General features: G+C 33.6%; 17 protein-coding genes and 1 riboswitch. Of the genes, 14 read left to right on the forward strand and 3 right to left on the reverse strand.

The window, feature by feature from the left end; genetic code table 11:
• Positions 1-224: 224 nt before the first annotated feature.
• The 5 genes from AABD74_RS07160 to AABD74_RS07180 all read left to right on the forward strand — a co-directional run bounded on the left by AABD74_RS07160 (position 225) and on the right by AABD74_RS07180 (position 7941).
• Positions 225-1202 carry a pyruvate dehydrogenase complex E1 component subunit beta gene (locus AABD74_RS07160; protein ID WP_056207778.1) on the forward strand — a complete coding sequence of 326 codons (978 nt, stop codon included), beginning with the start codon at positions 225-227 and terminating at the stop codon, positions 1200-1202.
• 71 nt (positions 1203-1273) lie between these two features.
• Positions 1274-3775, forward strand: a complete 2502-nt coding sequence (locus tag AABD74_RS07165; protein WP_406845089.1) for a DUF5686 family protein — start codon at positions 1274-1276, stop codon at positions 3773-3775.
• Positions 3776-4012: 237 nt separating this feature from the next.
• Positions 4013-4612 (forward strand): DNA-3-methyladenine glycosylase, encoded by a 600-nt coding sequence (locus AABD74_RS07170; protein WP_232676651.1) that lies wholly within the window; start codon positions 4013-4015, stop codon positions 4610-4612.
• 132 nt (positions 4613-4744) lie between these two features.
• Complete coding sequence (locus AABD74_RS07175) at positions 4745-5275, forward strand: inorganic diphosphatase (RefSeq protein ID WP_232676649.1); 531 nt, start codon at positions 4745-4747, stop codon at positions 5273-5275.
• Between the two features lie 113 nt (positions 5276-5388).
• On the forward strand, positions 5389-7941 hold the full coding sequence (locus tag AABD74_RS07180) for a sodium-translocating pyrophosphatase (RefSeq protein WP_406845090.1): 2553 nt from the start codon (positions 5389-5391) through the stop codon (positions 7939-7941).
• Positions 7942-8036: 95 nt separating this feature from the next.
• Here the strand turns inward: AABD74_RS07180 and AABD74_RS07185 are convergent, their stop codons facing one another.
• Entirely contained in the window at positions 8037-8651 is a 615-nt protein-coding gene (locus AABD74_RS07185; RefSeq protein ID WP_144337575.1) for a deoxynucleoside kinase, read from the reverse strand.
• Positions 8651-9454: a hypothetical protein gene (locus AABD74_RS07190; RefSeq protein WP_406845091.1), complete on the reverse strand. Its 804-nt coding sequence runs from the start codon at positions 9452-9454 to the stop codon at positions 8651-8653. The genes AABD74_RS07185 and AABD74_RS07190 overlap by 1 nt, the downstream gene beginning before the upstream one ends.
• 232 nt (positions 9455-9686) lie before the next feature.
• Here AABD74_RS07190 and AABD74_RS07195 point away from each other — a divergent pair, with 232 nt between their 5' ends.
• From AABD74_RS07195 to AABD74_RS07205, 3 genes are all read left to right on the forward strand, one after another.
• On the forward strand, positions 9687-10568 hold the full coding sequence (locus tag AABD74_RS07195; RefSeq protein ID WP_232676642.1) for a GLPGLI family protein: 882 nt from the start codon (positions 9687-9689) through the stop codon (positions 10566-10568).
• Between the two features lie 59 nt (positions 10569-10627).
• The gene (locus tag AABD74_RS07200) at positions 10628-13315 is read left to right on the forward strand and encodes a carboxypeptidase-like regulatory domain-containing protein (RefSeq protein ID WP_406845092.1); all 2688 of its coding nucleotides are present in this window, start codon (positions 10628-10630) and stop codon (positions 13313-13315) included.
• Between the two features lie 92 nt (positions 13316-13407).
• On the forward strand, positions 13408-15666 hold the full coding sequence (locus AABD74_RS07205; RefSeq protein WP_406845093.1) for a hypothetical protein: 2259 nt from the start codon (positions 13408-13410) through the stop codon (positions 15664-15666).
• A 116-nt stretch (positions 15667-15782) separates the two neighbouring features.
• On the opposite strand, the gene metK is transcribed toward AABD74_RS07205, so the two are convergent.
• The gene (gene metK / locus AABD74_RS07210) at positions 15783-17033 is read right to left on the reverse strand and encodes a methionine adenosyltransferase (RefSeq protein WP_232676624.1); all 1251 of its coding nucleotides are present in this window, start codon (positions 17031-17033) and stop codon (positions 15783-15785) included.
• Positions 17034-17563: 530 nt separating this feature from the next.
• On the opposite strand from metK, the gene AABD74_RS07215 reads away from it, so the two are divergent.
• The 6 genes from AABD74_RS07215 to AABD74_RS07240 all read left to right on the forward strand — a co-directional run bounded on the left by AABD74_RS07215 (position 17564) and on the right by AABD74_RS07240 (position 25940).
• Positions 17564-20410 (forward strand): TonB-dependent receptor plug domain-containing protein, encoded by a 2847-nt coding sequence (locus AABD74_RS07215; RefSeq protein ID WP_406845094.1) that lies wholly within the window; start codon positions 17564-17566, stop codon positions 20408-20410.
• A gap of 556 nt (positions 20411-20966) precedes the next feature.
• Entirely contained in the window at positions 20967-21155 is a 189-nt protein-coding gene (locus AABD74_RS07220; protein ID WP_406845095.1) for a hypothetical protein, read from the forward strand.
• A gap of 57 nt (positions 21156-21212) precedes the next feature.
• Positions 21213-22517: an O-acetylhomoserine aminocarboxypropyltransferase/cysteine synthase family protein gene (locus tag AABD74_RS07225; RefSeq protein ID WP_406845096.1), complete on the forward strand. Its 1305-nt coding sequence runs from the start codon at positions 21213-21215 to the stop codon at positions 22515-22517.
• Between the two features lie 228 nt (positions 22518-22745).
• Positions 22746-23834 carry an aspartate kinase gene (locus tag AABD74_RS07230; RefSeq protein WP_406845097.1) on the forward strand — a complete coding sequence of 363 codons (1089 nt, stop codon included), beginning with the start codon at positions 22746-22748 and terminating at the stop codon, positions 23832-23834.
• A gap of 545 nt (positions 23835-24379) precedes the next feature.
• On the forward strand, positions 24380-24580 hold the full coding sequence (locus AABD74_RS07235; protein WP_073483338.1) for a hypothetical protein: 201 nt from the start codon (positions 24380-24382) through the stop codon (positions 24578-24580).
• A gap of 189 nt (positions 24581-24769) precedes the next feature.
• Positions 24770-24878, forward strand: a riboswitch (SAM riboswitch).
• A gap of 78 nt (positions 24879-24956) precedes the next feature.
• Positions 24957-25940 (forward strand): alpha/beta fold hydrolase, encoded by a 984-nt coding sequence (locus tag AABD74_RS07240; RefSeq protein WP_406845098.1) that lies wholly within the window; start codon positions 24957-24959, stop codon positions 25938-25940.
• The last annotated feature ends 1 nt before the right edge of the window (position 25941 follow it).

Genomic DNA, 25941 nt, shown 5'->3' on the forward strand with positions numbered 1-25941 from the left:
AGGAATTAAACAAATAGAGTAAAGTTTGTCAAAAAAAAAGATTTGGCAAATTAAGTGTGAGTTATACGTCTATTATATCGATTTCGTAAATATCACAATAATATTTTAAAAGTTAAAAGCTAAAGAGAGAAAGAACTTCATGCGATTTTAAATTCAATTTATGCTTTTAAGTTATTTAAAATATTTATTTTTGCTCTTCAGAAAATTCAACATACAAATAAAATATGAGAACAATACAATTTAGAGAGGCCATTTGTGAAGCGATGAGCGAAGAAATGCGTCACGATGAATCCATATATTTAATGGGCGAAGAAGTTGCAGAATACAACGGAGCATACAAAGCTTCAAAAGGAATGCTTGCTGAGTTTGGTGAAAAAAGAGTAATCGATACTCCAATTGCTGAGCTTGGTTTTACAGGAATTGCAGTAGGTTCTGCAATGAACGGTAACCGACCAATTGTAGAATATATGACATTCAACTTCTGTTTAGTTGGTATTGATCAAATTATAAATAATGCTGCTAAAATGCGTCAAATGACAGGTGGACAATTTAATGTGCCAATCGTTTTCCGCGGACCAACTGCTTCTGCAGGTCAATTAGGAGCAACTCACTCACAAGCTTTAGAAAACTGGTTTGCAAACACTCCGGGTCTTAAAGTTGTTGTGCCTTCAACTCCTTATGATGCAAAAGGACTTTTAAAATCTGCAATTCGCGATAATGACCCAGTTATTTTCATGGAATCTGAGCAAATGTATGGTGACAAAGGTGAAGTGCCAGACGGAGAATACACAATTCCACTAGGAGTTGCTGATATTAAACGTGAAGGAAAAGATGTGACTATTGTTTCTTTTGGAAAAATCATCAAAGAAGCTTTTATTGCTGCTGATGAATTAGCTAAAGAAGGGATTTCTTGTGAGATTATCGACTTAAGAACAGTTCGTCCTATGGATAAAGATGCGATTCTTAAATCTGTTAAAAAAACAAACCGTTTAGTAATTCTTGAAGAAGCCTGGCCATTTGCCAGTATTTCATCAGAGATCACTTATATCGTTCAGGAACAAGCATTTGATTTCCTTGATGCGCCAATTCAACGTATAACAACTGCAGATACTCCTGCACCTTACTCTCCAGTATTATTAAAAGACTGGTTACCAAATGCAGGTGATGTAGTAAAAGCAGTTAAAAAAGTGTTATACAAATAATACACATTTAAAATACTCATAAAACTTCATCATTCATTTATTAATTGATGAAGTTTTTTTTTGCCCAGACAATGAAAAGAATAATTTTACTCAGCCTATTTTTTGTATTCGCATTTGCGGCTATTGCTACTGCACAAACGAAAGTGAGCGGAATTGTTTTGGACAAGTCTAATCAGCCGATACCTTTTGCAAATGTTGTTTTTAAAGGTTCGAACACCGGAATCGTTTCTAACGAAGATGGTCGTTTTTATCTCGAATCCCCAAATACGTATACCGCTTTATTAGTTAGTTCTGCTGGATTTTCAGACAAAGAAGTTCCTTTAGAAAAAACAGTAAATTATGATTTTAAAATCATTTTAAGTGAGCCGGAAGCTCTTAATGAAGTTGTAATTTATACCGGAAAAACATCAAAAAAGAACAATCCGGCGCTTGATATTTTGAGGAAAATATGGGAAAGAAAGCGTAAAAACGGACTTTACCAATTCAATCAGTATCAAATGCAGAAGTATGAGAAAGTCGAGTTTGACATGAACACGATTGACAGTGCTTTTATGAAAAATAAACTCTTTAAAGGAATGGAGTTTGTTTTTAATCACGTAGATACATCTGATGTTACCGGAAAAACGTATCTTCCAATATTCATTAACGAATCTGTTTATGATGTTTACGGCGATAATAAATTAAAGAAAGTAAAAGAAAATATTACAGGAAATAAAATGTCTGGTTTCAACGGAAATCAGCAGATTTTAGCTTTTGTAAAAGACCTTTATTCAGATTATAATATTTACGACAACCACCTTAAATTTTTTGATAAAAGTTTTACAAGTCCGCTTTCAAGAACCGGAATCGATGTTTATAATTACGTATTGAAAGACAGCGCTTTTATAGACAAAAAATGGTGTTTTAATATTGTTTTTTATCCGAGACGTAAAAACGAATTAACCTTTAAAGGAGATTTTTGGGTAAATGATTCTACTTTTGCGATTAAGAAAATTAATATGGGCGTTACTAAAAGTGCCAATATTAACTGGGTAAAAGACATTTATATCGAACAGGAATTTGAGGTGCAGAATGACTCTGTTTTTCTATTGACTAGAGATTATATGATGTCTGATTTTGCTTTGAATAAAAAAGAAAAATCAAAAGGGGTTTATGGAAAACGAACGACATTATATCGTAACCATAAATTCAACATTCAAAAACCCGAGAAATTCTACAAAGAAGAAGTCAATTTCATAGACAACGCGGTCTATGAGCGACCGCCGGAATTTTGGGAAGAAAATCGTTTTGAGCAATTAAATAAAGACGAAGCGGGGATTTATAAAATGCTCGATACGCTGCAGACCGTCAAGCGATTTAAGCAGTTGTATAATCTCGTCTCCATCCTGGGAAGTGGTTATATCGAATTTAAAAACTTCGATTACGGACCAATTTTCTCCACATTTGGTTATAACGAAGTTGAAGGTTTAAGAATAAGAGTAGGAGGGCGAACTTATTTTGGGTCAAATGACCCTTGGCGTATACAAGCTTATACAGCTTACGGATTTGACGACAGTAAATTCAAATACGGGGTTTCTGGAAAATGGATGGTCGATAAGAAAAAACGAGTTATTATTTCCGGAGGAAACAGACGCGACATCGAACAAATTGGTGCAAGTTTAACCACAACAAATGATATTTTAGGACGAAGTTTTGCATCTTCTGCCTTGTTTACAACCGGAAGTAACGGAAAATTGACCAATATAAATTTAAGTAACATTTCTGTAGAAATGGAGCCTAAAAAGAATTTTATAGTTCAGGCTGGGTTTTCGTATCGAACATTAGAATCGGCATCTAAAACATTTAGTTTAGATTACTATACAACTTTGCCAAGTGCAGCAAATCCTGCCGGTGTGATAAAAAGCGATGTAAAACAATCAGAAGCCAATATTCAGTTTGAATATATGCCAAACCGTAAAACTATTGGTTACGGAGTTGAAAGAGATTTGGTTGACAGCCCTTTCAGTCATTTCTTTGTTAACTTTAGTTACGGTTTAAAAGGAGTTATGGACAGTGATTTTGCTTACGAAAAAATTCAGATTTTTTATAAGCAGCCAATTATGATTGGGCCTTTAGGAAGATCTAATATTATTTTAGAAACTGGGAAAACATTTGGTACAATTCCGTTAGGATTAATGAGTGTAATTCCAGGTAACCAAACTTATTTTACGATTGAAAATACGTTTAGTAACCTGAATTTCTACGAATTCGTAACCGATCAATATACAACTTTGCAATGGAATCATGATTTTGGAGGAAGATTGTTTGCCAGAATTCCATTTATGCGAAAGTTGAACTGGAGAGAATTTGTTGGAGTTAAAGCTGTTCACGGAACAATTTCTGATGCGAATCGTGCTATTAATGCTTCGGGATTACCATACAATGCACCAGAAAATGTGTATTGGGAATACAACGCCGGAATTGGAAATATCTTCAAAGTTTTCCGCCTTGATTTTTCCTGGAGAGGAAGTTATTTAAACATGCCTGATGCTGCCAAATTTGCTATAAAAGGATCTTTCGGATTCTATTTCTAATTTATATAAGGTACAAAGGATCAAAGTTACAAAGTCGCAAAGGTTTAAAATCTTTGCGGCTTTTTTATGTTTAAATATTTTTGGTTCACGCAGATTTTGCAGATTTGAGCTGATAAGCGCAGAGTAAATAGTTTCAGGTTGAAAAAATTGCTTAAATCTGCAGAATCTGTGTGCAAAAAACCTTCGCGTCTTTACGAGATTTTTTATTTAATTTTGAAATAAACTTAAAAATATCTTATGCAGGAAGCCATCGATTTTCTGACCAATAAAAATCCAGTATTTCGTGAAATAATCGAAAAATACGGACTTCCGCCAATTCCAAAGCGTCCGCAGGGTTTTGAAACTTTAGTTTTATTAATTCTCGAACAGCAGGTTTCTATTGATTCGGCGAAAGCCACATTCTTAAAAATAAAATCCTATACAACCTGCAATCCTGAAACAATGGTCATTTTGCCGGATGAAGAATATAGAAGTCTTGGAGTTAGCCGCCAAAAAACAAAATACATCAAGATTTTAGCCGAAGCAATTTTAAATAAAGAACTGGATGTCGAAAGTCTGGCTTCAAAATCGGCAAAACAAGTTCGCGAAGAATTAATTAAATTAAAAGGAATTGGAAACTGGACAATTGATATCTATTTAATGTTCTGTCTTCAGGAGCCGGATTTGATTCCGTTAGGCGATATTGCAGTCATAAATACGATCAAAGAATTGCTTGATATTCACGACAAACAAGAAATGGAAATCCATGCAGAACAATGGAGTCCGTACCGATCTTATGCGACATATTTACTATGGCATTATTACTTAAATAAGCGAAATAGGAAAGTTACATATTAACTGTCTGTTATATAAAAAGAAAAGTATATTAATTAATGTATAAATACACAGATTAATATACTTTTTTCATTGTAAAAAAGGATTGTTTAGTTACTTTTGCAGTCGAAATTATAGATATAATAAAAAACGAAAATGACCGCAGACAAACTAACAACTTTCGATGTATTAATCGAAATACCAAGAGGAAGCAGAAATAAATATGAGTACGATTTTGAAATCAAAAGAATGCGTTTCGACAGAATGTTATTCTCTTCAATGATGTACCCTGCAGATTATGGATTTATTCCTGAAACTTTAGCGCTTGACGGCGACCCTCTTGATGTATTGGTTTTAGTAAACGAACCAACTTTTCCTGGATGTGTTATGGAAGTAAAACCAATTGGTGTTTTCCACATGGCAGATGATAAAGGACCAGACGAGAAAATTATTTGTGTACCAGTTTCAGATCCAATCTGGAATTCATTAAACGATCTTTCTGATATTAACCCTCACTTAGTAAAAGAAATCGAGCATTTCTTCCAGGTGTATAAAGATCTTGAGCACAAAAAAGTTGATGTAGAAGGATGGGGAGACGTAAAAGAAGCTTACGCAATTATTGCTGAGTGTACAAAGCGTTTTGATGATATTGAAAATAAACCGGCTGGATTATTTAGTATTAAATAATTTTAACCTTATTCTATTATAAAAAAAGCAATACTGCCGTCAGGAGTATTGCTTTTTTGTTTAAATTCGTTTTTGTTAGATTGTTGACTATTAACCAAAACCATTAATATATTATGAATGCATTTATGATTTACCTGCCAATTGTCATGGCAGTTTTAGGATTACTTTTCATGGGAATAAAAAGGACTTGGGTTTTAAAACAAGACGCCGGAGACGGTAAAATGAAAGAGATTTCAGATTACATCTACGAAGGAGCCTTAGCCTTCTTAAAAGCCGAATATAAACTATTAACGATTTTCGTTATTATTGCAAGTTTAGCTTTGGCAGGAATTACCTTTATTCCGGGTGTAAAAACACATTTATTAATCGTAATTGCATTTATTTTTGGCGCATTATTTTCGGCTTACGCAGGTAATATAGGTATGAAAATCGCAACCAAAACAAACGTTAGAACAACACAGGCGGCGCGTACAAGTTTACCGCAGGCATTAAAAGTATCTTTTGGCGGCGGAACCGTAATGGGGCTGGGCGTTGCAGGTCTTGCAGTTCTGGGTTTAACTACTTTTTTTATAATTTTCTTTAATTTATTTTCTGGCGGGGTTTGGAAAGATACAGAAACAATGACCGTTGTTTTAGAAACCTTAGCAGGATTTTCTCTTGGGGCAGAATCAATTGCACTTTTTGCCAGAGTTGGAGGTGGAATCTATACAAAAGCAGCAGACGTTGGTGCCGATTTAGTGGGTAAAGTAGAAGCTGGAATTCCGGAAGATGATCCGCGTAACCCTGCTACAATTGCCGATAACGTAGGTGATAATGTGGGAGACGTTGCAGGTATGGGAGCTGATTTATTTGGGTCTTACGTTGCAACAGTCCTTGCAGCAATGGTTCTAGGGAACTATGTTATAAAAGATATGGGAGGAAACATCAATGACGCTTTTGGCGGAATTGGTCCTATTTTGCTTCCAATGGCGATTGCCGGTTTCGGAATTTTATTTTCTATTATAGGAACAACTTTAGTAAAAATTTCTGATGATAATGCAAAAGAAGCACAAGTGCAGAAAGCATTAAATATAGGAAACTGGGTTTCGATTGTTTTAACTGCCGTGGCTTGCTTCTTCCTAGTAAAACACATGCTTCCTGAAACCATGCAGATGACTTTCTTTGGAGAAGGATCAAAAGCCATTTCATCATTGCGTGTTTTCTATGCAACATTAGTCGGATTAGTTGTGGGGGGCGCTATTTCATCCGTAACAGAATATTATACAGGATTAGGGACAAAACCAGTTTTGGCGATTGTTCAAAAATCATCTACAGGAGCAGGAACAAACGTAATCGCAGGTCTGGCAACGGGAATGATTTCTACTTTTCCAACCGTATTATTGTTTGCAGTGGCAATTTGGATCTCGTATGCTTTAGCAGGATTTTATGGAGTAGCTTTAGCAGCTTCGGCAATGATGGCAACAACAGCAATGCAGTTAGCAATTGATGCTTTTGGGCCAATTTCTGATAACGCCGGAGGAATCGCCGAAATGAGCGAATTACCAAAAGAAGTTCGCACAAGAACCGATATTTTAGATTCTGTTGGAAACACAACTGCAGCTACCGGAAAAGGATTTGCGATTGCATCTGCAGCCTTGACTTCATTAGCATTATTTGCAGCATACGTAACGTTTACAGGAATTGATGGAATCAATATCTTCAAAGCGCCAGTTTTAGCGATGTTATTTGTCGGTGGAATGATTCCGGTGGTTTTCTCTGCTTTAGCAATGAATTCTGTTGGAAAAGCAGCGATGGACATGGTTTATGAAGTGCGTCGCCAGTTTAAGGAAATTCCGGGAATTATGGAAGGAACCGGAAAACCGGAATATGGAAAATGTGTTGAAATTTCTACAAAAGCAGCTTTACGCGAAATGATGCTTCCTGGAATTTTAACGATTGGTTTTCCAATTGCAATTGTACTTTTAGGAAAATTAGTGTACTTAGACAACAATCAGTTAATTGCCGAAATGTTAGGAGGATATATGGCCGGAGTTACCGTTTCCGGAGTTCTTTGGGCAGTTTTCCAAAATAATGCTGGAGGTGCCTGGGACAATGCTAAAAAATCTTTCGAAGCCGGAGTTATGATCAACGGCGAAATGACTTATAAAGGTTCTGATGCGCACAAAGCTGCCGTAACCGGAGATACAGTTGGAGATCCGTTTAAAGATACATCTGGACCATCAATGAACATCTTAATTAAATTAACTTGTTTGATTGGATTAGTTGTTGCACCAATTTTAGGAGAAGGACATTCTTCATCTGATATTGCAGGAAAAGCTTCTTGTTGTGCAAAAACCGAAATGCATGCCGGAGGAGTTTCTAAATGTGGAGATTTATCAAGAATGACAAAAGAAGAATGTATTAAAATGTGTAAAGAAAAAGGCTGTACTGAAGAAGAAACAGCAAAATGTTTAGCACATTTTGATGCAAGCGGAAAATATCAAAAAACAGATTGTTTTGACACAAATAAATATGAGAAAAAATCTGTTCGTGTTGATTTAAGAAATGACAACGGTAAAACTACCGGAACTGTAACTAAAACTGAAAATGGTAAAACAACCAGAGAAGTTTACGAAGGAACAGAAGAAGAAGTTGAAGCAAAAATCAGCGCAGCTACTGCAAAATAAAATGACTTAGTCAAAGTTTTATAAAACATAAAAAATGCCTCTAAAATTATTTAGTGGCATTTTTTTATTTCGTGCAAATCTGTGAAATTCGTGTTTTAAAATAACCCGTTAAGTTCAGCATCAATTCTATTAATGATGTTTCCTAAATCCTCAGGATTATCAACAAAATTAATATTATCAACATCAATAATCAATAACTTTCCTTTAGTGTACGTTTGAATCCATGCTTCATATCTTTCGTTCAAACGGCTTAAATAATCAATAGAAATTGAGTTTTCGTATTCGCGTCCGCGTTTATGGATTTGTCCGACAAGATTAGGAATAGAACTTCTTAAATAAATCAATAAATCCGGTGCTTTTACCAAAGATTCCATTAATTCAAACAAAGACGTGTAATTTTCAAAATCACGGCTTGTCATCAATCCCATGGCATATAAATTGGGAGCAAAAATATAAGCATCTTCATAAATTGTTCTGTCCTGAATGATTTTTTTTCCGCTTTCACGAATTTGCTGCACCTGACGAAAACGGCTGTTTAGGAAATAAATTTGTAAATTAAATGACCAGCGTTCCATTTGATGGTAAAAATCATCTAAGTACGGATTATCAACAACATCTTCATAATGAGGCTCCCATTTAAAATGTTTGGCTAATAATTTAGTTAATGTAGTTTTTCCTGCGCCTATATTTCCTGCTATTGCTATGTGCATTACGGTATTACGATTTTATAATTTACAATTTCTTTAGTTGTAAAAATAGATAAAATTTGGTCTTTGTAATAGAATTTGTCAAACGATTTTTCTAAAACTTCAATTTCAGAAAATGTGTTGGTATTTTCTCTCAAATACAAAGAGTTAGCTTTGCTGAAAATGAATTTTTGAGGAGAAATTATTTCTATTTTATCAAAATCAGCAACATTGCCCAAACTTGAAATTTTTCCAAAAATATCACATGAAAACCAATTGTTTTTTTTATCAATCCAATAAAAAGTATTAAAGTCGGTTTGGTAATATTTTATACCTTCAGTTAACGGAATTGAAACCGTTTTATATTCATTTTTCAAATAATCAAAAAGCCCGATCTGTTGATTTAAAGTATTAAAAATCCAAAGCTGGTTTTGGGTCGACATTCCAATGGCGCTGACAACGATTGGAATTGTATTTTGCGAAAAATTAATTTCTGTCATTTTATTCAATTGATTATCCAATAAAACAACGCTGTTAAAATCTTCGTAGAATAAAACGATTTTAAGCGGATTCTGAATATCTACTTTTGTAATATTTCCTAAAGAAACATTCTTGTATTCAAAAATTTCACTCCCTTTTATTTTGCTAAAAACATTGTTTTTTATCTGATAAGAATATCCAAAAGAATCATAACCAATAAATTCATCAGTATCAATCTTGAATTTCGAAATTACAGAAGCATTTATTTTTTGGTTTTGTCCAAAAAAAGGTGAAAACGAACACACAATAAACAGCAGTAATAAAATTTGGCGTATCGTTTTACTCATAATAGTATAATTTCATAAGCCAAAGTACAAAAACTACGCTAAAGAATATCTTAAAATTAGAGTTTTGGCAGTTTTTTGAGTTTAAACCTTTATAAAATAGAATAGTCTTACAAATAAGCAATTTTGTCGATACCATTTTGGCATTGATATATTTAATTTTCAGTATCTTAAAATTAGTAATAAATTTGAATGTAAGTTTTACTTGACTTCACAACCTTTTAAATATAACTATATGAAAAAACTATCATATTTACTTTTAGTATTTGCTTTTACACAAGTACACGCACAAAAAGATTTTCAGGGAATGGCCGTTTATGAATCTAAAACCCAGGCGCCTAAATTTGAAGGAATGCGGGCTGGAAACCGGGATATAACGCCAGAAATGCAGAAAAACATGGAAGAGCGCATGAAACAAATGCTTGAGAAAACTTTCATATTGAATTTTGACAAAACTGCTTCAATTTATAAAGAAGAAGAAAAACTCGAAGCTCCGGGACAGCAAGGCGGTTTTCGAGTTATGATGAGTTCGATGATGGGCGGCGGCGGAACTTTTTATAAAGATGTCAAAACAAAATCGTATACCGTTGATAAAGAATTTATGGGGAAAGAATTTCTGGTTGTTGATTCTCTGCCAAAATTAAACTGGAAACTGGAACAGGAAACCAAACAAATTGGAGGTTACAATTGTTTTAAAGCAACAGCAGTTAAAGAAGCCAGTAAAACCGATTTTAGAAACTTCAGACCTAAAAATAATGATAAAAAAGATGAGGTCAAAAAGACATCGGGAGAAACAAAAACAAATTTTGAAGACAATTTTGAGATACCAAAAGAAATTACAGTTACCGCTTGGTATACGCCGGAAATTCCGATTAATCAGGGACCAGAAAATTATTGGGGATTACCAGGGTTAATTTTAGAAGTAAATGATGGAAAAACAGTCATTTTATGTTCTAAAATTGTTTTGAATGCTAAAGATAAAGTCGAGATAAAACCATCAAAAAAAGGAAAAGTAATTTCTCAAAAAGATTACGACGAAACGGTGATTAAAAAAATGGAAGAATTTAGAGAAATGAACCGCGGACGTGCCGGCGGGCCTCCGCCAATGGGAAGATAAAATCTATAAAATTCCAAAAAAATCCCGAAGCTTCGGATTTAAATTCCAATATTCTGATAATGAATAAGATAGTTTTTTTATTTGCCTTACTTTTTACTTCTATATCCTTTTCGCAAAGTGTTCGTTTCGATGGATTTATTCAGGACGAACAAAAAAATCCGTTAGAGATGGCCAATATTATGGCTGTTAACAATGCTACAAAAGCAATGGATTCGTACGGAATTACAAATGATAAAGGAAAATTTCAACTGACTTTAAAACCAAATGCTTCTTATACGGTTAAAGTAAGTTATCTGGGAATGAAATCGAAAGAAATTGCGGTTTCAACCAAAGCCGAAAACATGGTTCAGAATATTGTTTTGGACGGCACAGGAATAGAACTCGAAAGTGTCGAAATCGTTCGTGAAATGCCTGTTTCTATAAAAGGGGATACCATAGTTTATAATGCGGATTCTTTTAAATCCGGAACCGAAAAAAAGCTTGAAGATGTCCTGAAAAAACTGCCCGGCGTTGAGGTAAATGCCGACGGGGAAATTGAGGTTGAAGGAAAAAAAGTAAGCAAATTAATGGTGGAAGGAAAAGATTTTTTTGACGGAGATACCAAACTAGGCGTTAAAAATATTCCTGCAGATGCTATTGACAAAGTTCAGGTTTTAAGAAATTACAACGAAGTAAGTGCTTTAAAAGGTCTTGAAAACGATCAGGAAAATGTGGCGATGAACATTAAACTGAAAGAAGGTAAAAAGAACTTTTGGTTTGGAGATGTTACGGCCGGAATTGGTGTTGCAGAACTCGACAGCCGTTATATTATTAATCCAAAATTATTTTATTACAGTCCCAAATACAGTATCAATTTAATTACCAATTTTAATAATATTGGAGAACTGCCCCTTACGGCGCAGGATTATTTTAAATTTACGGGCGGATTTAAAAATATGATGAAAAAAGGCGGGAGCTCTTTTAATGTTTCATCAAATGATTTAGGGATTTCGGTTTTAAGAAACAATCGCGCAAAAGAAATTGAAACCAAATTTGGTGCGACAAATTTCTCTTATTCGCCATCAAAAACATGGAATTTAAGCGGTTTTGGAATTCTTTCTTCTTCAAAAACAGATTTAGAAACCAAATCGCAGACAACAATTTTAGATTCTGGAGATCAGCAGAAGAGAGATGAATTAACGCATCAAAAAAACAATTTGGGATTGTTTAACCTGAGTTCAAGCTATAAACCAAATACGAAATTTCAGTTTGATTATGACATTTTAACCAAGATATCAAAACAGGATGAAGATACAAATTTACTTCGTGAATCTGTTGTAAATAATGTTTCAGCAGTCGAAACTATTTTAACGGGCAAAAAGCAAGATCCAACATCAGTAAATCAAAACCTGAGTTTGTATTACACACAAAGTGAAAAGAATGTTTTTGCTTTTGAAATGCAGCATTTATATCAGGACGAAAATCCGTTTTATAATGCGAACCTGCAATCGCAGCCGTTCGACTTTTCGGGATATATTCCGGGTCAGAATAGAAATGATTTAAATCAAAATCGTTTTGTAAAAACCAATAAACTTGATGCAAAATTAGATTACTATTATATGGTTACGCCAAAAAGTAACTTCAATATTACTTTAGGAAATACATATTCGTACCAAAATTTCAATTCTCATATTTTTCAAATGTTAGATAATGGAGACAGAAATGATTTGAATACACCGGAAAATAATAATGATGTAGACTACAGGTTTGATGACGCTTTTGTGGGATTCCACTATAAAATTCTAACGGGAAAATTTACGTTGACGCCTGGCGTGAGTTTACATTCTTACCAAATGACAAACAGACAAGAGGGAACAGATTACTCTCAAAGCTTTACTAAAATACTACCGGATTTCTTTGCTTTATATCAAATCAAAAAATCAGAAACACTGACGTATAATTTCTCTTTAACAAACGATTTTACAGATATTAATCAGCTGGCGGCGGGTTACGTTTTATCAGATTACAGTAGTTTATTTCGTGGAAATCGTCTCTTAGAAAATGCAACATCGCAAGTGCATTCGCTTCGCTATTTTAAATATAATATGTTTAATTTCGAGAACATTTTTGCCAATGCAACGTACACTAAAAAAGTGGATGCTATTAAAACAAAGGCTGAGTTTACAGGAATTAACCAGTCGTCATCGCCATATAATTCAAATTTAGCCGATGAAACTTTTAGTGGAATGGGAAATTACGGACGTTCATTTTTAAAGAATTACAAGGCGTCTGTAAATGCAAGTTTGAACTGGTCAAAATTCAATAATATTCAAAATAATGAATTAGCGACTACAGAAAGTTTTGTGCAGAGTTATACCGTTAGAGCCTCGACAAATTACAAAAACCTGCCGAATATCGAGTTTGGTTATAATCTTTTAGTTAATAAATACAGTGGCTCAACTTATTATACAGACAAACCTTTTGCAAGATTAGATTATTACTTTTTGGATAGTTTTTCTTTTGTATCAGAATATGAATTCTACCATTATTATAATGGAAATAAAACGGTTGATAACGAATATGATTTTTTAAGTGCCAGTTTAATTTATCAAAAGAAAAACAGCAAATGGGAGTATAAAGTTTCGGCCACTAATTTATTGAATACAACTTATCTAAACGACGACAGTTTTTCGCAATTCTCAACAAGAGTCTCACAATATACTGTACAGCCGCGATACATCATATTTTCGATGAAATATAATTTATAGTATTTTAATTACAATCATTTATCATTTTCCTGTATAGTTTTAGTAAGAATCAAATATCTTTGTGTTCAATATTAACAACCAAAATTTAAATTATGCGAAATTTTATTTGGAGTTTATTACTATTTACTTCTGGAATTTTGATGTCTTTTTCTCAAACTAAGAATATAGAAAAAGGCACTTATTTATCTACAAACAAAGGTCAGAAAATCAAACTAAATTTATTAGACGATAATAAATATGAACTGGTTTTCTATACTGGAGGTTACGAAATTAAAGGTGATTCGTTAGTTTTTATTAAAAATGCAAATTCAGAAAACAGATTTGATCTGTCATTTGTTAATGATAAAAGAGCAAAAAATATTAAGATTAAATTTTTAGATCCGTCCTATTATTCTTTTTATATAGGAACTCAGAAAGGTACAGAGGATATTCAATATCAAAAACTTTCGGATATTAAAACTAAATTGGATCCTGAATGGACAAAAACTGATTTGGAATTTGAAATCGACAAAGCAGATTTTTTATACTTAGTTTATGAAGAATATGACGGAAAAAGCAATGTGGTTAAATATGCTTTGCCAAAAGATGCTGCCGAAATAACGATTAATTATGAGCTTGAGGTTTTAGGTGATTTAAAAATTGCCGGTTTTTATGACAGGAAAACTAATGAGTTGAAAATCTCTGAAAAAGGAGGAAAAAATCCGTTGGTATTTCAAAATGAAAAAGACGTTCAGCCTGTAAAAACTTCAAAAGTTACGCCTCTTGAAAATAAAATCGTTTCAAACTGGACTTATCCCGGCAAAGCTGATTATTTAAACGAAGATTATGGAACCGGAGCTGCTGCTGTTGATTCAGTTGCTTCTGCGGCTGTGGTTGATTATGCAGTTGATCCAAATTATACAAAATTTGATTTCAAACTGAAAATTGAAAATAACCTTAAAAAAGCAATTGAATCGACCAAAGAAGCGAATAACAATAAATTTCTGGTTGTTTTAGCCAATAACAAAAATAAGTCGGCAAAAGAAAGTTTTGATGCTTTTGTAAAAGAGCAGGAAACGCAGGCTGGATATAATATGTACGATGCATATAATCCTCAATATGATGTTTTTAATTATTATTTGGCCGGAGACGATGATAAAAAATGGCTGAAAAGCAATAAAATTACAAACGATCCGAGTGTGTTTGTTTTAAACGGAAATGGAGATGTATTAGCTCTTGCAAAATCTGATTTGTCTGACAAATCATATCAGCTTAATTATTATGGCGATTTTTACAGAAAACTTTTGCGTGCAGATGCTTTTGTTTCGATTGATAAAATCTTCAAAAACAAAAAAGCTGCTGATGCCGAGTTAATAAAAGCTTTTAATAAAGCAGCTGTATTAGAAACATCATACGATTATGATTCAGATTATACTTTAGATGATCCTAATTCTACCGAATTTGTAATTACAAAAGCTGCAGTAGATAAAAAAGAGATCGCTCAAACCTGGAAAAAACTGATCGAGGCGCATCAAAAAGATGCAAAACCAAACCTGTATTTGGCAGAAACAATTGTAAAAGAAATCAAAAACCAAGGGTTTACAAAACAGCTTTTTAACGAAGACAGAATCTTAAACGATACTGATTACCTGGCTATTGATTATCTTTTAAAGCATTCTGATGCAATTGAAGAAAACCGCGAGGCCTTCAATAATAAAGAAGGAGAAACACATACTTTAGGAAATGTAGTCTCTGAAATTTCTTCTGCATTACAGCAAAACATTTATATTTCTCAAGAAGGAGCTTCTGGCGAAGTAAATAAAGAGAAGAATATTTCGATTTATAAAAAGATCATCGCTTTAGGAAAAGGAAATTTTGAATCGTATAGAAACTATTTTGATTATTTAAGCCAGATAGAAGATAAAGACGGATCGAACACAAATTTCCTAAAAGAATTCAGTACTTATTTTGATTCAAACTTAGCTTCAGAAAAAGGAAGTCCGGTTGAAAAATTAGACGCCATTTATTCTTCATTAGATCCAACTTCAAGTTATTCTTATGACGGATGGAATGCTTTTAAGGATTATCATTCAAACCTTTGTAATTCTACGGCATGGACTGTGGTTTTAAAACCTCAAAATGCAGCTTTTCTAAAAAGTGCTATTGTTTGGTCAGAATACAGTTTGGTAGTAACAAAAAACAATCCGTATTATTTAGATACATTGGCACAGTTGTATTATAAAGACGGTCAAAAAGAAAAAGCAATTACAACTCAGGCTCTAGCAGTAAAATATTTAAATAAAGATGTTGAAGAAGTTACGGCTAGTGAAATAAGAGAAACATTATCAAAAATGCAAAACGGAACGTATTGATAAATAATCTTTAGTATGAAATAAAAAATCCGATTTCTAAATTCTAGAAATCGGATTTTTTTATGTTCAGCTAACTAAGATGTTTAACAATCTAAGTTAGTCTAAATAATCTAATTTTATAATCCAAAAGCAGTTTTTACCTGATCAACAAAATCAAGTTTCTCCCATGTAAACAATTCAACAGTAACTGTTTTTTCGTTTCCTCCAGGAGCAGAAAAAGTTTTAGTCACAGTTTCTGGTTTACGTCCCATATGTCCGTAAGCAGCAGTTTCACTGTAAATAGGATTTCTTAATTTTAAACGCTGCTCGATAAAGTAAGGACGCATATCAAAGATAGCTTCTACTTTTTTAGCAATTTCACCGTTAGTTAAGTTTACTTTAGAAGTTCCGTAAGTTTCAATGAAAATTCCCATTGGTTCAGCAACACCAATAGCATAAGAAACCTGAACTAAGATTTCGTCAGCAACACCAGCAGCAACTAAGTTTTTAGCGATATGACGAGTTGCATAAGCAGCACTTCTATCCACTTTACTTGGGTCTTTTCCAGAGAATGCACCACCACCGTGAGCACCTTTTCCACCGTAAGTATCAACGATGATTTTTCTTCCTGTTAAACCAGTATCTCCGTGAGGTCCTCCAATAACGAATTTTCCTGTTGGGTTAATATGGTAGTTGATTTTATCGTTGAATAAATGCGCGTGAGTTGGGTTTTTAGCGATAATTCTTGGAATAAGAATTTCGATAATATCTTTTTTGATTTTAGCAAGCATTGCAGCTTCTTCATCAAAATCATCATGCTGTGTTGAAATAACAATCGCGTCAATACGAGTTGGTTTGTTATCGTCGCTGTATTCTAAAGTTACCTGAGATTTAGCATCTGGACGTAAATACGTGATTTCTTTGTTTTCACGTCTTAAAATAGCTAACTCTTGTAATAATTTATGAGATAAATCAAGAGCCAGAGGCATATAGTTTTCAGTTTCGTTTGTAGCGTAACCAAACATCATTCCCTGATCTCCTGCACCTTGCTCTTCTGGCTTAGCTCTGTCAACACCTTGGTTAATGTCTGCAGACTGCTCGTGAATTGCTGAAAGAATTCCACAAGAATTTGCTTCAAACATATATTCACTTTTAGTATATCCAATTTTACGGATTACCTCACGTGCAATTTGCTGTACATCAAGATAAGTATTCGATTTTACTTCACCTGCTAAAATAACCTGACCAGTAGTAACTAAAGTTTCACAAGCTACTTTTGAGTCAGCATCAAATGCCAGAAAGTTATCAATTAAAGCATCCGAAATTTGATCTGCAACTTTGTCTGGATGCCCTTCACTAACAGATTCTGACGTAAATAAATAAGCCATAATAATTTATTAAATTAACATTAAGCGAGGAAAAGTAATTGCTGAAAGTGCTAAAGGAGAATTCCTGCTTTAGCATTTTTTACTACCGAAATCTTGGTTTCGGCATTCATAATGAACCATTTCATTATGAAGAGGTTGCAATCAGTTCAAATTTTTCCTCTGTATTCGCGTGCAAAGGTATAAAACCATTTTGATTTGCAAATTAAAGTTCAACTTTTTTTATTTTTTATAGCAGAAATTTAACAGTAATATACTAATTCGATAGGGTAATAGAAAATATTTTTGTTTTTGTTTGGTCAGTTAAAAAATAGTTCGCACATTTGCCTTGTTAAAATAACAGAACAAAATGAAATTTACAATTTGCAATATGATGTCTTGTAAGATGCCGGAACTTTCCGCAGAGACTCTATTGTAGTTTATTTTCAACAACATATATAGAACCTCTGCCATTCGCAGAGGTTTTTTTTGTTTAAAACCGAAAATAAATTGTAAATCCTTTTAAGCCAAAAACAAATTAATCAGCAAAAGAAATGAAAAAAAATGTACTAATCGTTTTAGGTCTTTTGACATTTTCAGGCCTGTATGCTCAGGATAATAAGACTGAGCAGGATACTTTAAAGAATAATGAACTATCAGAAGTTACCGTAATTGGAACCCGAAATAAAAATAGAGTAAAAACAGATGTACCAGTTCCGGTTGATGTTTTTAATATTTCTGAAATAACAAAAGGAGCGCCGCAAACCAGCGTAACGCAGATTTTAAATTATGTTGCGCCATCCTTTACCAGTAACGCAACATCAACTGCCGATGCAACGGACCACGTTGATCCGGCACAATTAAGAGGTTTAGGCCCAGATCAGGTTTTAATTTTAGTAAACGGAAAACGAAGACACACCAGCGCTTTAGTAAACATAAACGGATCGCCGGGAAGAGGATCTGTAGGAACAGATTTAAATGCAATTCCGTCTTTTGCTATTGAAAGAATCGAAGTTTTAAGAGATGGTGCCGCTGCACAATACGGTTCTGATGCCATTGCCGGAGTAATTAACATTGTATTGAAAAAGAATGCTAAATATCTTTCGGGAGGAATTCAATACGGAACCAATTTATCATCTGGATCTAATAACTTTAAAGGCGGAGCCGATGGACAAACGGTACAAGTCGATTTAAATTACGGAACTTCATTAGGTAAACCGGGAAGTTTTTTAAATGTTACCGGAACAGCCGTAACAAGACAAGCAACAAGCCGTGCAGGAATTAGAAATAACGGAATTTTTAATGCCTACAATGCCGTAGAAAACAGAGCAGCACAAAATGGTGTTCAGATCAATTCGCTATTCAGTAATATTAATAACACACCAAATTCGGCACAAATTATAAGTACCATACAGCAATATGCGCCGCAAGTGAGTTATTTTACTACAGCACAGCAAAATGCTATTTCATCTGCAACTACAATTACACAATTACAGACAGCACTTAATTTTGATGTAACTAATAATGAGTTAGCCTACAGAGGACAAGAAAGAGCCGATTATAATATGAGTGTTGGTCAGTCAGAACTGGCTTCGGGACAGGCGTATTATAATGCAAAATATCCGTTAACCGAAACGACTTCATTATATTCATTTGGTGGAGTTTCTTATAGAGACGGTAAATCGTATGCTTTTAACAGACTTCCAAATGGTTCAGGAACTTTCACGCAAGTGTATGAAAACGGATTTTTACCGGAAATTGAATCAGGAATTTTAGATGCTTCTGCAGCTCTTGGAGTAAATACACAATTATTTGGATTTGATACAGATTTGAGTTCAAACCTGGGAACAAACTCTTTTAAATATGATGTAAACAATACTATCAATGCAACTTTGGGCGTAAATTCTCCTTCTAGTTTTGATGCCGGAAAAGTTTCATTTTTACAAAGCACAACCAATTTAGATTTCAGCAGAAAATTTGATTTTCTTGCAGGTTTAAACGTTGCATTTGGCGGCGAATTCAGATATGAAAACTACCAGATAAAACAAGGAGAAGAAGCTTCATACGGATTATATGATGTAAACGGAGCTTTAGTTTCGGGAGTTTTACCCACTACTTCACCTTTAATTGTAACTGATTTCTTTGGAAACAAACGTGGAGCAGGAGCGCAGGGATTTTCAGGGTTTCAACCTTCAGATGCTAAAGAAAGAGACAGACGAAGCGGCGCAGCTTATATAGATTTAGAATTAAATGCAACCGAAAACTGGCTTTTAAACGGAGCTGCACGTTATGAAAACTATTCAGATTTTGGAAGTACCGTTACTTTTAAATTAGCTTCTCTTTTAAAACTAAACGATAATATCAACTGGAGAATTTCTGGACAAACAGGTTTTAGGGCGCCTTCATTGCAGCAAAAATACTTTGAAGCAAGTTCAACTCAGTTCATTAACGGTTCACCATATCAGGTTGGTTATTTTACAAATGATTCTCAGGCGGCAAAAAGTATTGGTGTAGAAAATTTAAAACCAGAGAAATCAAAAAGTATCAGTACAGGATTTACATTTAAAATCCCGGAAGCAAATATCACAATCGCAACCGATGCTTATTTTACAAGAATCAACGACAGAATTGTTTTATCTGGACAATACGCAAGACCTACAGATGCGCAGATAAATGCCGCTGCATCGCAAACACAAAAAGATGCCTTGACATTGTTTCAACAAGCATTTGATTTGAAAGGTGTAGAAAGAGCTTCGTTCTGGACAAACGGAATCGACTCTGAAACGAAAGGAATTGATGTGGTAATTTCTCAAAAATATGATGTTATTCAGGATTTTGTAATCAGAAATGATTTTGCTTTAAGTTATAATGAAACAAAAAGAGTAGGAGATTTACATATTCCGCAATCTATTGTGAATGCAGGAGGAGATTCTTATATATATTCATTTTTTCCTGAGTCAAGCCGAGTTTATTTAGAAGAAGCAATTCCGAAATTGAAGGCGAACTTAACAACAACTTTCAGTATTAAAAAGCTGGATATTTATTTAAGAAACAGTTATTTCGGAAAAGTAACAGATCCGGGAGCGACAGATGTTAATTTAGACGGATTTGCTTCTGTTTACGAACATCCAGAATACAGCGCAAAATTAGTTACCGATTTATCTTTCGGATATCAAATCAACGAACATTTTAGAGCAACTGTTGGTTTCAATAATATAGGAGATGTTTATCCGGACAGAAATAATCCGTCAACTCCAGCTTTTACAAATACAACTCCAACTTTATCTCCGGCACCAAGTACAGACTTGACAAATGCAAATCAGTTTGCATATTCAAGAGCCGTATCGCAATTTGGATTAAACGGAAGATTTGGATTTGCTCGTTTGAGTTTTAAATTTTAAAGTAAAGAGAAATAGGCCACAGATTATGCGGATTAAACGGATTGGCACTGATTTTTTAAATTAATATTTCTAAAAAGAATAGGCCACAGATTTTACGGATTAAACGAATTAGCACTGATTTTTAAAATCAATGTAATCTTTTTAATCTGTGGCTAACCTTTTTCAATCCATGTAAATGGTTTTTATATTACATTAAATAAAAAAGAAACCCGTGTCAATCCGTTTAATCCGTAAAATCTGTGGTCAATTTTCCAGTATTTACGTGACCTATAAAAATTTTAACGTTAAATATCAAAATTTTATTTGGCAGTTAAATAAATAAATATTACATTTACTCTATCGAATTAGTCGAATTTAAAAAAGAATTAAATTTTAAATTAAAATGAAAACAATAGCAAGAAGAAATATGATGTGTTGTAGTATGATGCAAATGTGCATCCAACGTTGCTGTTGCCAAAAGTGAAAAGATAAAATCTTTGTTATAGTTCAACTATAAGCCCTTTTGGTCGCCATCCGAAAGGGCTTTTTTCATTTCCACACTTTTAAATTACAAATTATGAAAACATTAAATTCAATTGCAATAGAATACTTATTGAGAAACGATTCTCAAAAAAACAATAATAGATCAGAAGAGATAACTAGAGAAGTTGTCAGAATAAAAACGGAGCAAGATAGAAAAAGTCAAAAATCATTACTGTTTCAAATGTATGCTCTTGAAGAGGAAGCTGAAGAATATTTTGTTTAAATCAATTCACAATTTCAATATATATCGTATTAACAATATTTAAAAAACTAAGAAATCATGAGTACACAAAAATTTGCAACAAACGCATTACACGCAGGACATGATGTTACTAAAAATTTAGGAACAAGAGCAGTGCCAATTTACCAGACATCATCATATGTATTTAATAATGCCGACCATGCCGCCAATTTATTTGGCCTTGCCGAAGCCGGATTTATTTATACCCGATTAAATAACCCAACAAATGATGTTTTAGAGCAGCGATTAGCAGCTCTCGAAGGCGGAATTGGAGCTGTAGTTACTGCATCTGGAGCATCGGCAATTTCAACAACATTTTTGACTTTGCTTAGAACCGGCGATCATATCGTAGCATCAAACAGTTTATACGGCGGAACGTACAACTTATTAAGTGTAACATTACCGCGATTAGGAATTACAACCACTTTTGTAGATCCTTCAAAGCCTGAAAACTTTACAAAAGCAGCAAAAGAAAATACAAGGGCATTCTTTGTAGAATCACTGGGTAATCCAAAATTAGATGTATTAGACTTAAAAGGAATTTCGGCAGAAGCCAAAGCATTCAAAGTGCCATTTATAGTAGATAATACAGTTGCGACACCTTATTTATTAAACCCAATTAAATATGGTGCCGATATTGTAATTCACTCCTTAACAAAATATATTGCCGGAAACGGAACATCATTAGGAGGTGCAATTATCGACGCCGGAACTTTTGACTGGTCTAACGGAAAATTCCCTGAATTTACAGAACCATCTGCAGGATATCACGGATTAGTATATCACGAAGCTTTAGGAAATGCGGCCTTTATTGCAAAAGCAAGAATCGAAGGATTACGTGATTTTGGAGCAGCTTTAAGTCCATTTAATGCTTTTCAGATTATTCAGGGATTAGAAACACTTCCTATCCGAATTAAAAAACACAGCGAAAATGCTTTGGTTCTGGCCGAATGGTTAGAGAAACAAGATGAGGTGGTTTGGGTAAATTATCCAGGTTTGAAGTCAAATAAATATTATGATTTAGCACAACAATATCTTCCGGAAGGACAAAGCGGCATTATCACTTTTGGATTAAAAGGAGGTTTTGATGCCGCTAAAAAAGTGGTAGACGAAACAAAATTGTTTTCTCTGCTGGCCAATATTGGCGATACAAAATCGCTGATTATTCACCCGGCAAGTACCACGCACCAACAATTGTCTGAAGAAGAGCAATTGGCTGCAGGAGTTACAAAAGATTTAGTCCGACTTTCTGTTGGAATAGAAGATGTCGAAGATTTAATTGCTGACTTGCAAACGGTTTTTGAAAGTGTAACCCTGTCACAGTACAGTATTAATAAAAATTAGGTTTTTTTGTTTTTTGTTTGAAAAATTGCCTTTAGCAGCGTGAGTTCTGCTAGAGGTGATTTTTTATGAAAAAAGAAATCAAGATAAAAGTTTCACCATATAAGTTATATAAGTTCATTGTAGAGACGCACTGTTGTGCGTCTAAAATTATAAACGTTGATAAATTAAATGAACTTATATAACTTATATGGTTTACTAAATATAGATATGTTTTAAAAAATTAAAATTATGTCAAAGCTTAAAATAAATATTATCCTTTTTGGGATTGGAAATATAGGAAGTACATTAATCAATCAGATTATCGAAAGTCAGGATTTTTTTGTGCAAAGTAAAAATGTCGATTTTCACTTTCCGATAATTACCAATTCTACAGTAGCCTTTTTCGAGAAAGAAGGCGTGGGATATGCGTGGGAAACCAATTTTAGAGAATTGGCCGTTCCTTTTAGAGTGCAGGATATTATCGAATTTGCAAAAGAAAACGAATTCGAAAATCTAATCGCTGTTGATGCAACCGCAAGTGATGAACTTATTGGTCATTATAATACGTTGATCGAAAACGGATTTAATATTGTTGCCGTCAATAAAAAGGCAAATACACTGCCCATTGACCTTTATAAACAATTAAGAGAAAACCTTAAAAAATACGATAAAGAGTTTTTGTATGAAACCTCAATTGATACCGGTTTTCCTGTTTTGCAGACTTTGAGAGATTTATATTTCTCCGGAGAAAAAATTACAAAAATAAGAGGTGTATTTTCAGATAATCTGAGTTATGTTTTTAATCGTTTTTCTGCCGAAGAAAATTCTTTTTCATCCATTTTAAAAGATGCCAGCCTTCTCGGATTAATGCGTTCTACTTTTAAAGAAGACTTATCAGGAAACGACACCGCAAGAAAACTGTTGATATTAACCCGCGAAATAGGCAAAGAATTCGAACTTTCTGATATTAAAATCAATCCTCTTATTGGAGAAGAACATTTAGAGAAAAACGGAATCCTTAATAAAGAAGCGATAGATCGATCGTTTAAAATTGCCAAAATAACCCAGAAAGACAATCATGTTTTAAGATATATTGGAGAATTTGATGTTGAGAACAATACATTAGAAGTCAAATTAGTATCAGAACCTGTTACATCAGCCATTGGACAATTAAAAGGTTCCGATTCTATTTTTGAAATTTATACCCAATCTTATGCCAGTACGCCAATTGTACTTCAAAGTGCGTCGCCATGTAAACAGGCCATTTCAAGAGGTTTAATAACAGACATTTTAAAAGTAGCTGAAAAAATTAAAAATAAGGAAGCTGTCTGGTTATAAGCGGCTGTAAATATTAGTAGTTCTTTGACAGATTGAAACTAAAAGCAAGGTTATTTTTATGTAGGATTATACTTCTTTTTGTTCAAATTGTAATTTTGTAGGATGTTTTTTAACGATAAAAAGCTGTTTTTTAACGTTTTTTAAGAAAAAATGGGCTTTTATAACTTGGAATATTGAAAAAATATTCGCACATTTGTAAGGCAAGTAAGATTTGTTAAAAACAGGTCATTAATTGTTAAAATAAATGTATGCTTTTGAGATACTAATCACATCTAAAAAAAGCTTTTAAAGAAAAGTAAATGCAAAATTTTTTTAAAATAACAGTCAAATCGCAGATGAATAAGTCCCTACAGATGAACAAGATGTTTAATGTCGCACGTATTTGTGTACGCGTCTGTTGATACTAAAAGTATATATAAGTTCTATAAAAACTTAAACCCTTTTGGTATTAAAATCCAAAAGGGTTTTTTTATTCCATTTGGTTACATAACAAAAAATTAAAGAAGAGATAAAGATTATAAAATAACTAACATAAACTTAATAATATGAGCGCAATAACTTACTTAAGAAAAAAACTTTCAGGATTCAGAAGTGCAAAAGCTGAAAGAAACAATCCACCGCCTGTAAACGAATTAATCCACCCAAGTTTCGGTGTAACTGAAACAGATAAAAAAGCGGAGAAAAAAGCACCAAATTCATTATTGTTTTTGATGTACTCAAAAGAAAATGAAACCCTTTTCATCTAACTTGAAAAGCAGCCATAAAATAGGTTAAAACCTGCATGACTTTACTGAGCATAACGTTCGGTAATTTTGTGCGTACAAAAGTTTCTGATTGAATTATGTTTAAAAAATTGAGCAATCAGTTTCATTAAAATTTGTTAGTTTAAGAAATTAGTAGTTAATTTGCACCGTTAAGTTCAAAAATGTATTGAAATGTTATAAAGAAAGGAGGAGGGATTAGACCCGATGAATCCTTAGCAACCCTTCGTTAATTCGAAGAAGGTGCTGCATTCTACCACGCCTAAACGTGGAAAGATAACAACAAGAATTTTTCTAGTTTCAACTCTAGACTTTCTTTCTAATATTTCCACATACAAATCAATAATAAATAGATTTGAAATTGGAAAATATACCAAGTCCCATTATAATTCAAGATTTCATCACCGAAAGTGGTGCGCTGTATTCGTCGTTACCGTTAAGTTTTACACTTTCCGGTAAACCGCTGCATACTGCTCCAATTGTTTTGGTAAATCATGCTTTAACCGGAAATGCTCAGGTTACAGGTGAAAATGGCTGGTGGAATGATTTAATAGGCGAAGCAAAAACAATCGATACCAATCAATATACCATTCTGGCATTTAATGTTCCCGGAAACGGAAACGATTCGTTTATAATCGAAAACTATCAGGATTTTACAACCAGAGATATTGCCAGAATCTTTATCAAAGGATTAAAAGCTTTAAGTATTGAGCAGGTATTTGCCATTATCGGCGGTTCTGTTGGCGGTGGAATTGCCTGGGAAATACTTGCTTTGGAACCAAATATTACAAAACATTTAATTCCTATTGCAACCGACTGGAAATCGACCGACTGGATGATTGCAAACTGTTTTCTGCAAGAACAAATTTTGAACAATTCATCAAAACCAATTGAAGATGCCAGAATTCACGCCATGTTGTGTTACCGATCTCCGGAATCATTCAAAGAAAAATTTCAGCGCACCATCAATCAGGATCTTTTGATTTTTAATATCGAAAGCTGGCTGGTACATCACGGAAAAAAATTGCAGCAGCGCTATCAATTAGCATCATACAAATTGATGAACCAGCTGCTTAAAACCATAGATATTACCAGAAACAGTGAAGGTTTCGAAACGTTAATATCCAAATCAAACGCAGCGATACATATCGTGGCCATTAATTCAGATTTGTTTTTTACACCAAAAGAAAATCTGGAAACCTACAATGAATTAAAGAAATTTAAAAACAATGTTTTTTACAGCGAGATTGATTCCGTTCACGGACATGATGCTTTTTTAATCGAGTACAAACAATTAGATCATTTACTTGCCGATATTTTTAAGGCAGAAACAATAGCAAAATAAA

This window comes from Flavobacterium soyae (genome assembly GCF_045348165.1).
Taxonomy (GTDB): domain Bacteria; phylum Bacteroidota; class Bacteroidia; order Flavobacteriales; family Flavobacteriaceae; genus Flavobacterium; species Flavobacterium soyae.

Bases quoted from the DNA above. Each gene is read 5' to 3' on its own strand.
- AABD74_RS07200 (WP_406845092.1), top strand. From the start codon at position 10,628: ATGAATAAGATAGTTTTTTTATTTGCCTTACTTTTTACTTCTATATCC.
- AABD74_RS07180 (WP_406845090.1), top strand. From the start codon at position 5,389: ATGAATGCATTTATGATTTACCTGCCAATTGTCATGGCAGTTTTAGGA.
- AABD74_RS07230 (WP_406845097.1), top strand. From the start codon at position 22,746: ATGTCAAAGCTTAAAATAAATATTATCCTTTTTGGGATTGGAAATATA.
- AABD74_RS07225 (WP_406845096.1), top strand. From the start codon at position 21,213: ATGAGTACACAAAAATTTGCAACAAACGCATTACACGCAGGACATGAT.
- AABD74_RS07205 (WP_406845093.1), top strand. From the start codon at position 13,408: ATGCGAAATTTTATTTGGAGTTTATTACTATTTACTTCTGGAATTTTG.
- AABD74_RS07235 (WP_073483338.1), top strand. From the start codon at position 24,380: ATGAGCGCAATAACTTACTTAAGAAAAAAACTTTCAGGATTCAGAAGT.
- AABD74_RS07190 (WP_406845091.1), bottom strand. From the start codon at position 9,454: ATGAGTAAAACGATACGCCAAATTTTATTACTGCTGTTTATTGTGTGT.
- AABD74_RS07175 (WP_232676649.1), top strand. From the start codon at position 4,745: ATGACCGCAGACAAACTAACAACTTTCGATGTATTAATCGAAATACCA.
- AABD74_RS07195 (WP_232676642.1), top strand. From the start codon at position 9,687: ATGAAAAAACTATCATATTTACTTTTAGTATTTGCTTTTACACAAGTA.
- AABD74_RS07185 (WP_144337575.1), bottom strand. From the start codon at position 8,651: ATGCACATAGCAATAGCAGGAAATATAGGCGCAGGAAAAACTACATTA.
- AABD74_RS07165 (WP_406845089.1), top strand. From the start codon at position 1,274: ATGAAAAGAATAATTTTACTCAGCCTATTTTTTGTATTCGCATTTGCG.
- AABD74_RS07220 (WP_406845095.1), top strand. From the start codon at position 20,967: ATGAAAACATTAAATTCAATTGCAATAGAATACTTATTGAGAAACGAT.
- AABD74_RS07160 (WP_056207778.1), top strand. From the start codon at position 225: ATGAGAACAATACAATTTAGAGAGGCCATTTGTGAAGCGATGAGCGAA.
- AABD74_RS07170 (WP_232676651.1), top strand. From the start codon at position 4,013: ATGCAGGAAGCCATCGATTTTCTGACCAATAAAAATCCAGTATTTCGT.
- metK (WP_232676624.1), bottom strand. From the start codon at position 17,033: ATGGCTTATTTATTTACGTCAGAATCTGTTAGTGAAGGGCATCCAGAC.
- AABD74_RS07215 (WP_406845094.1), top strand. From the start codon at position 17,564: ATGAAAAAAAATGTACTAATCGTTTTAGGTCTTTTGACATTTTCAGGC.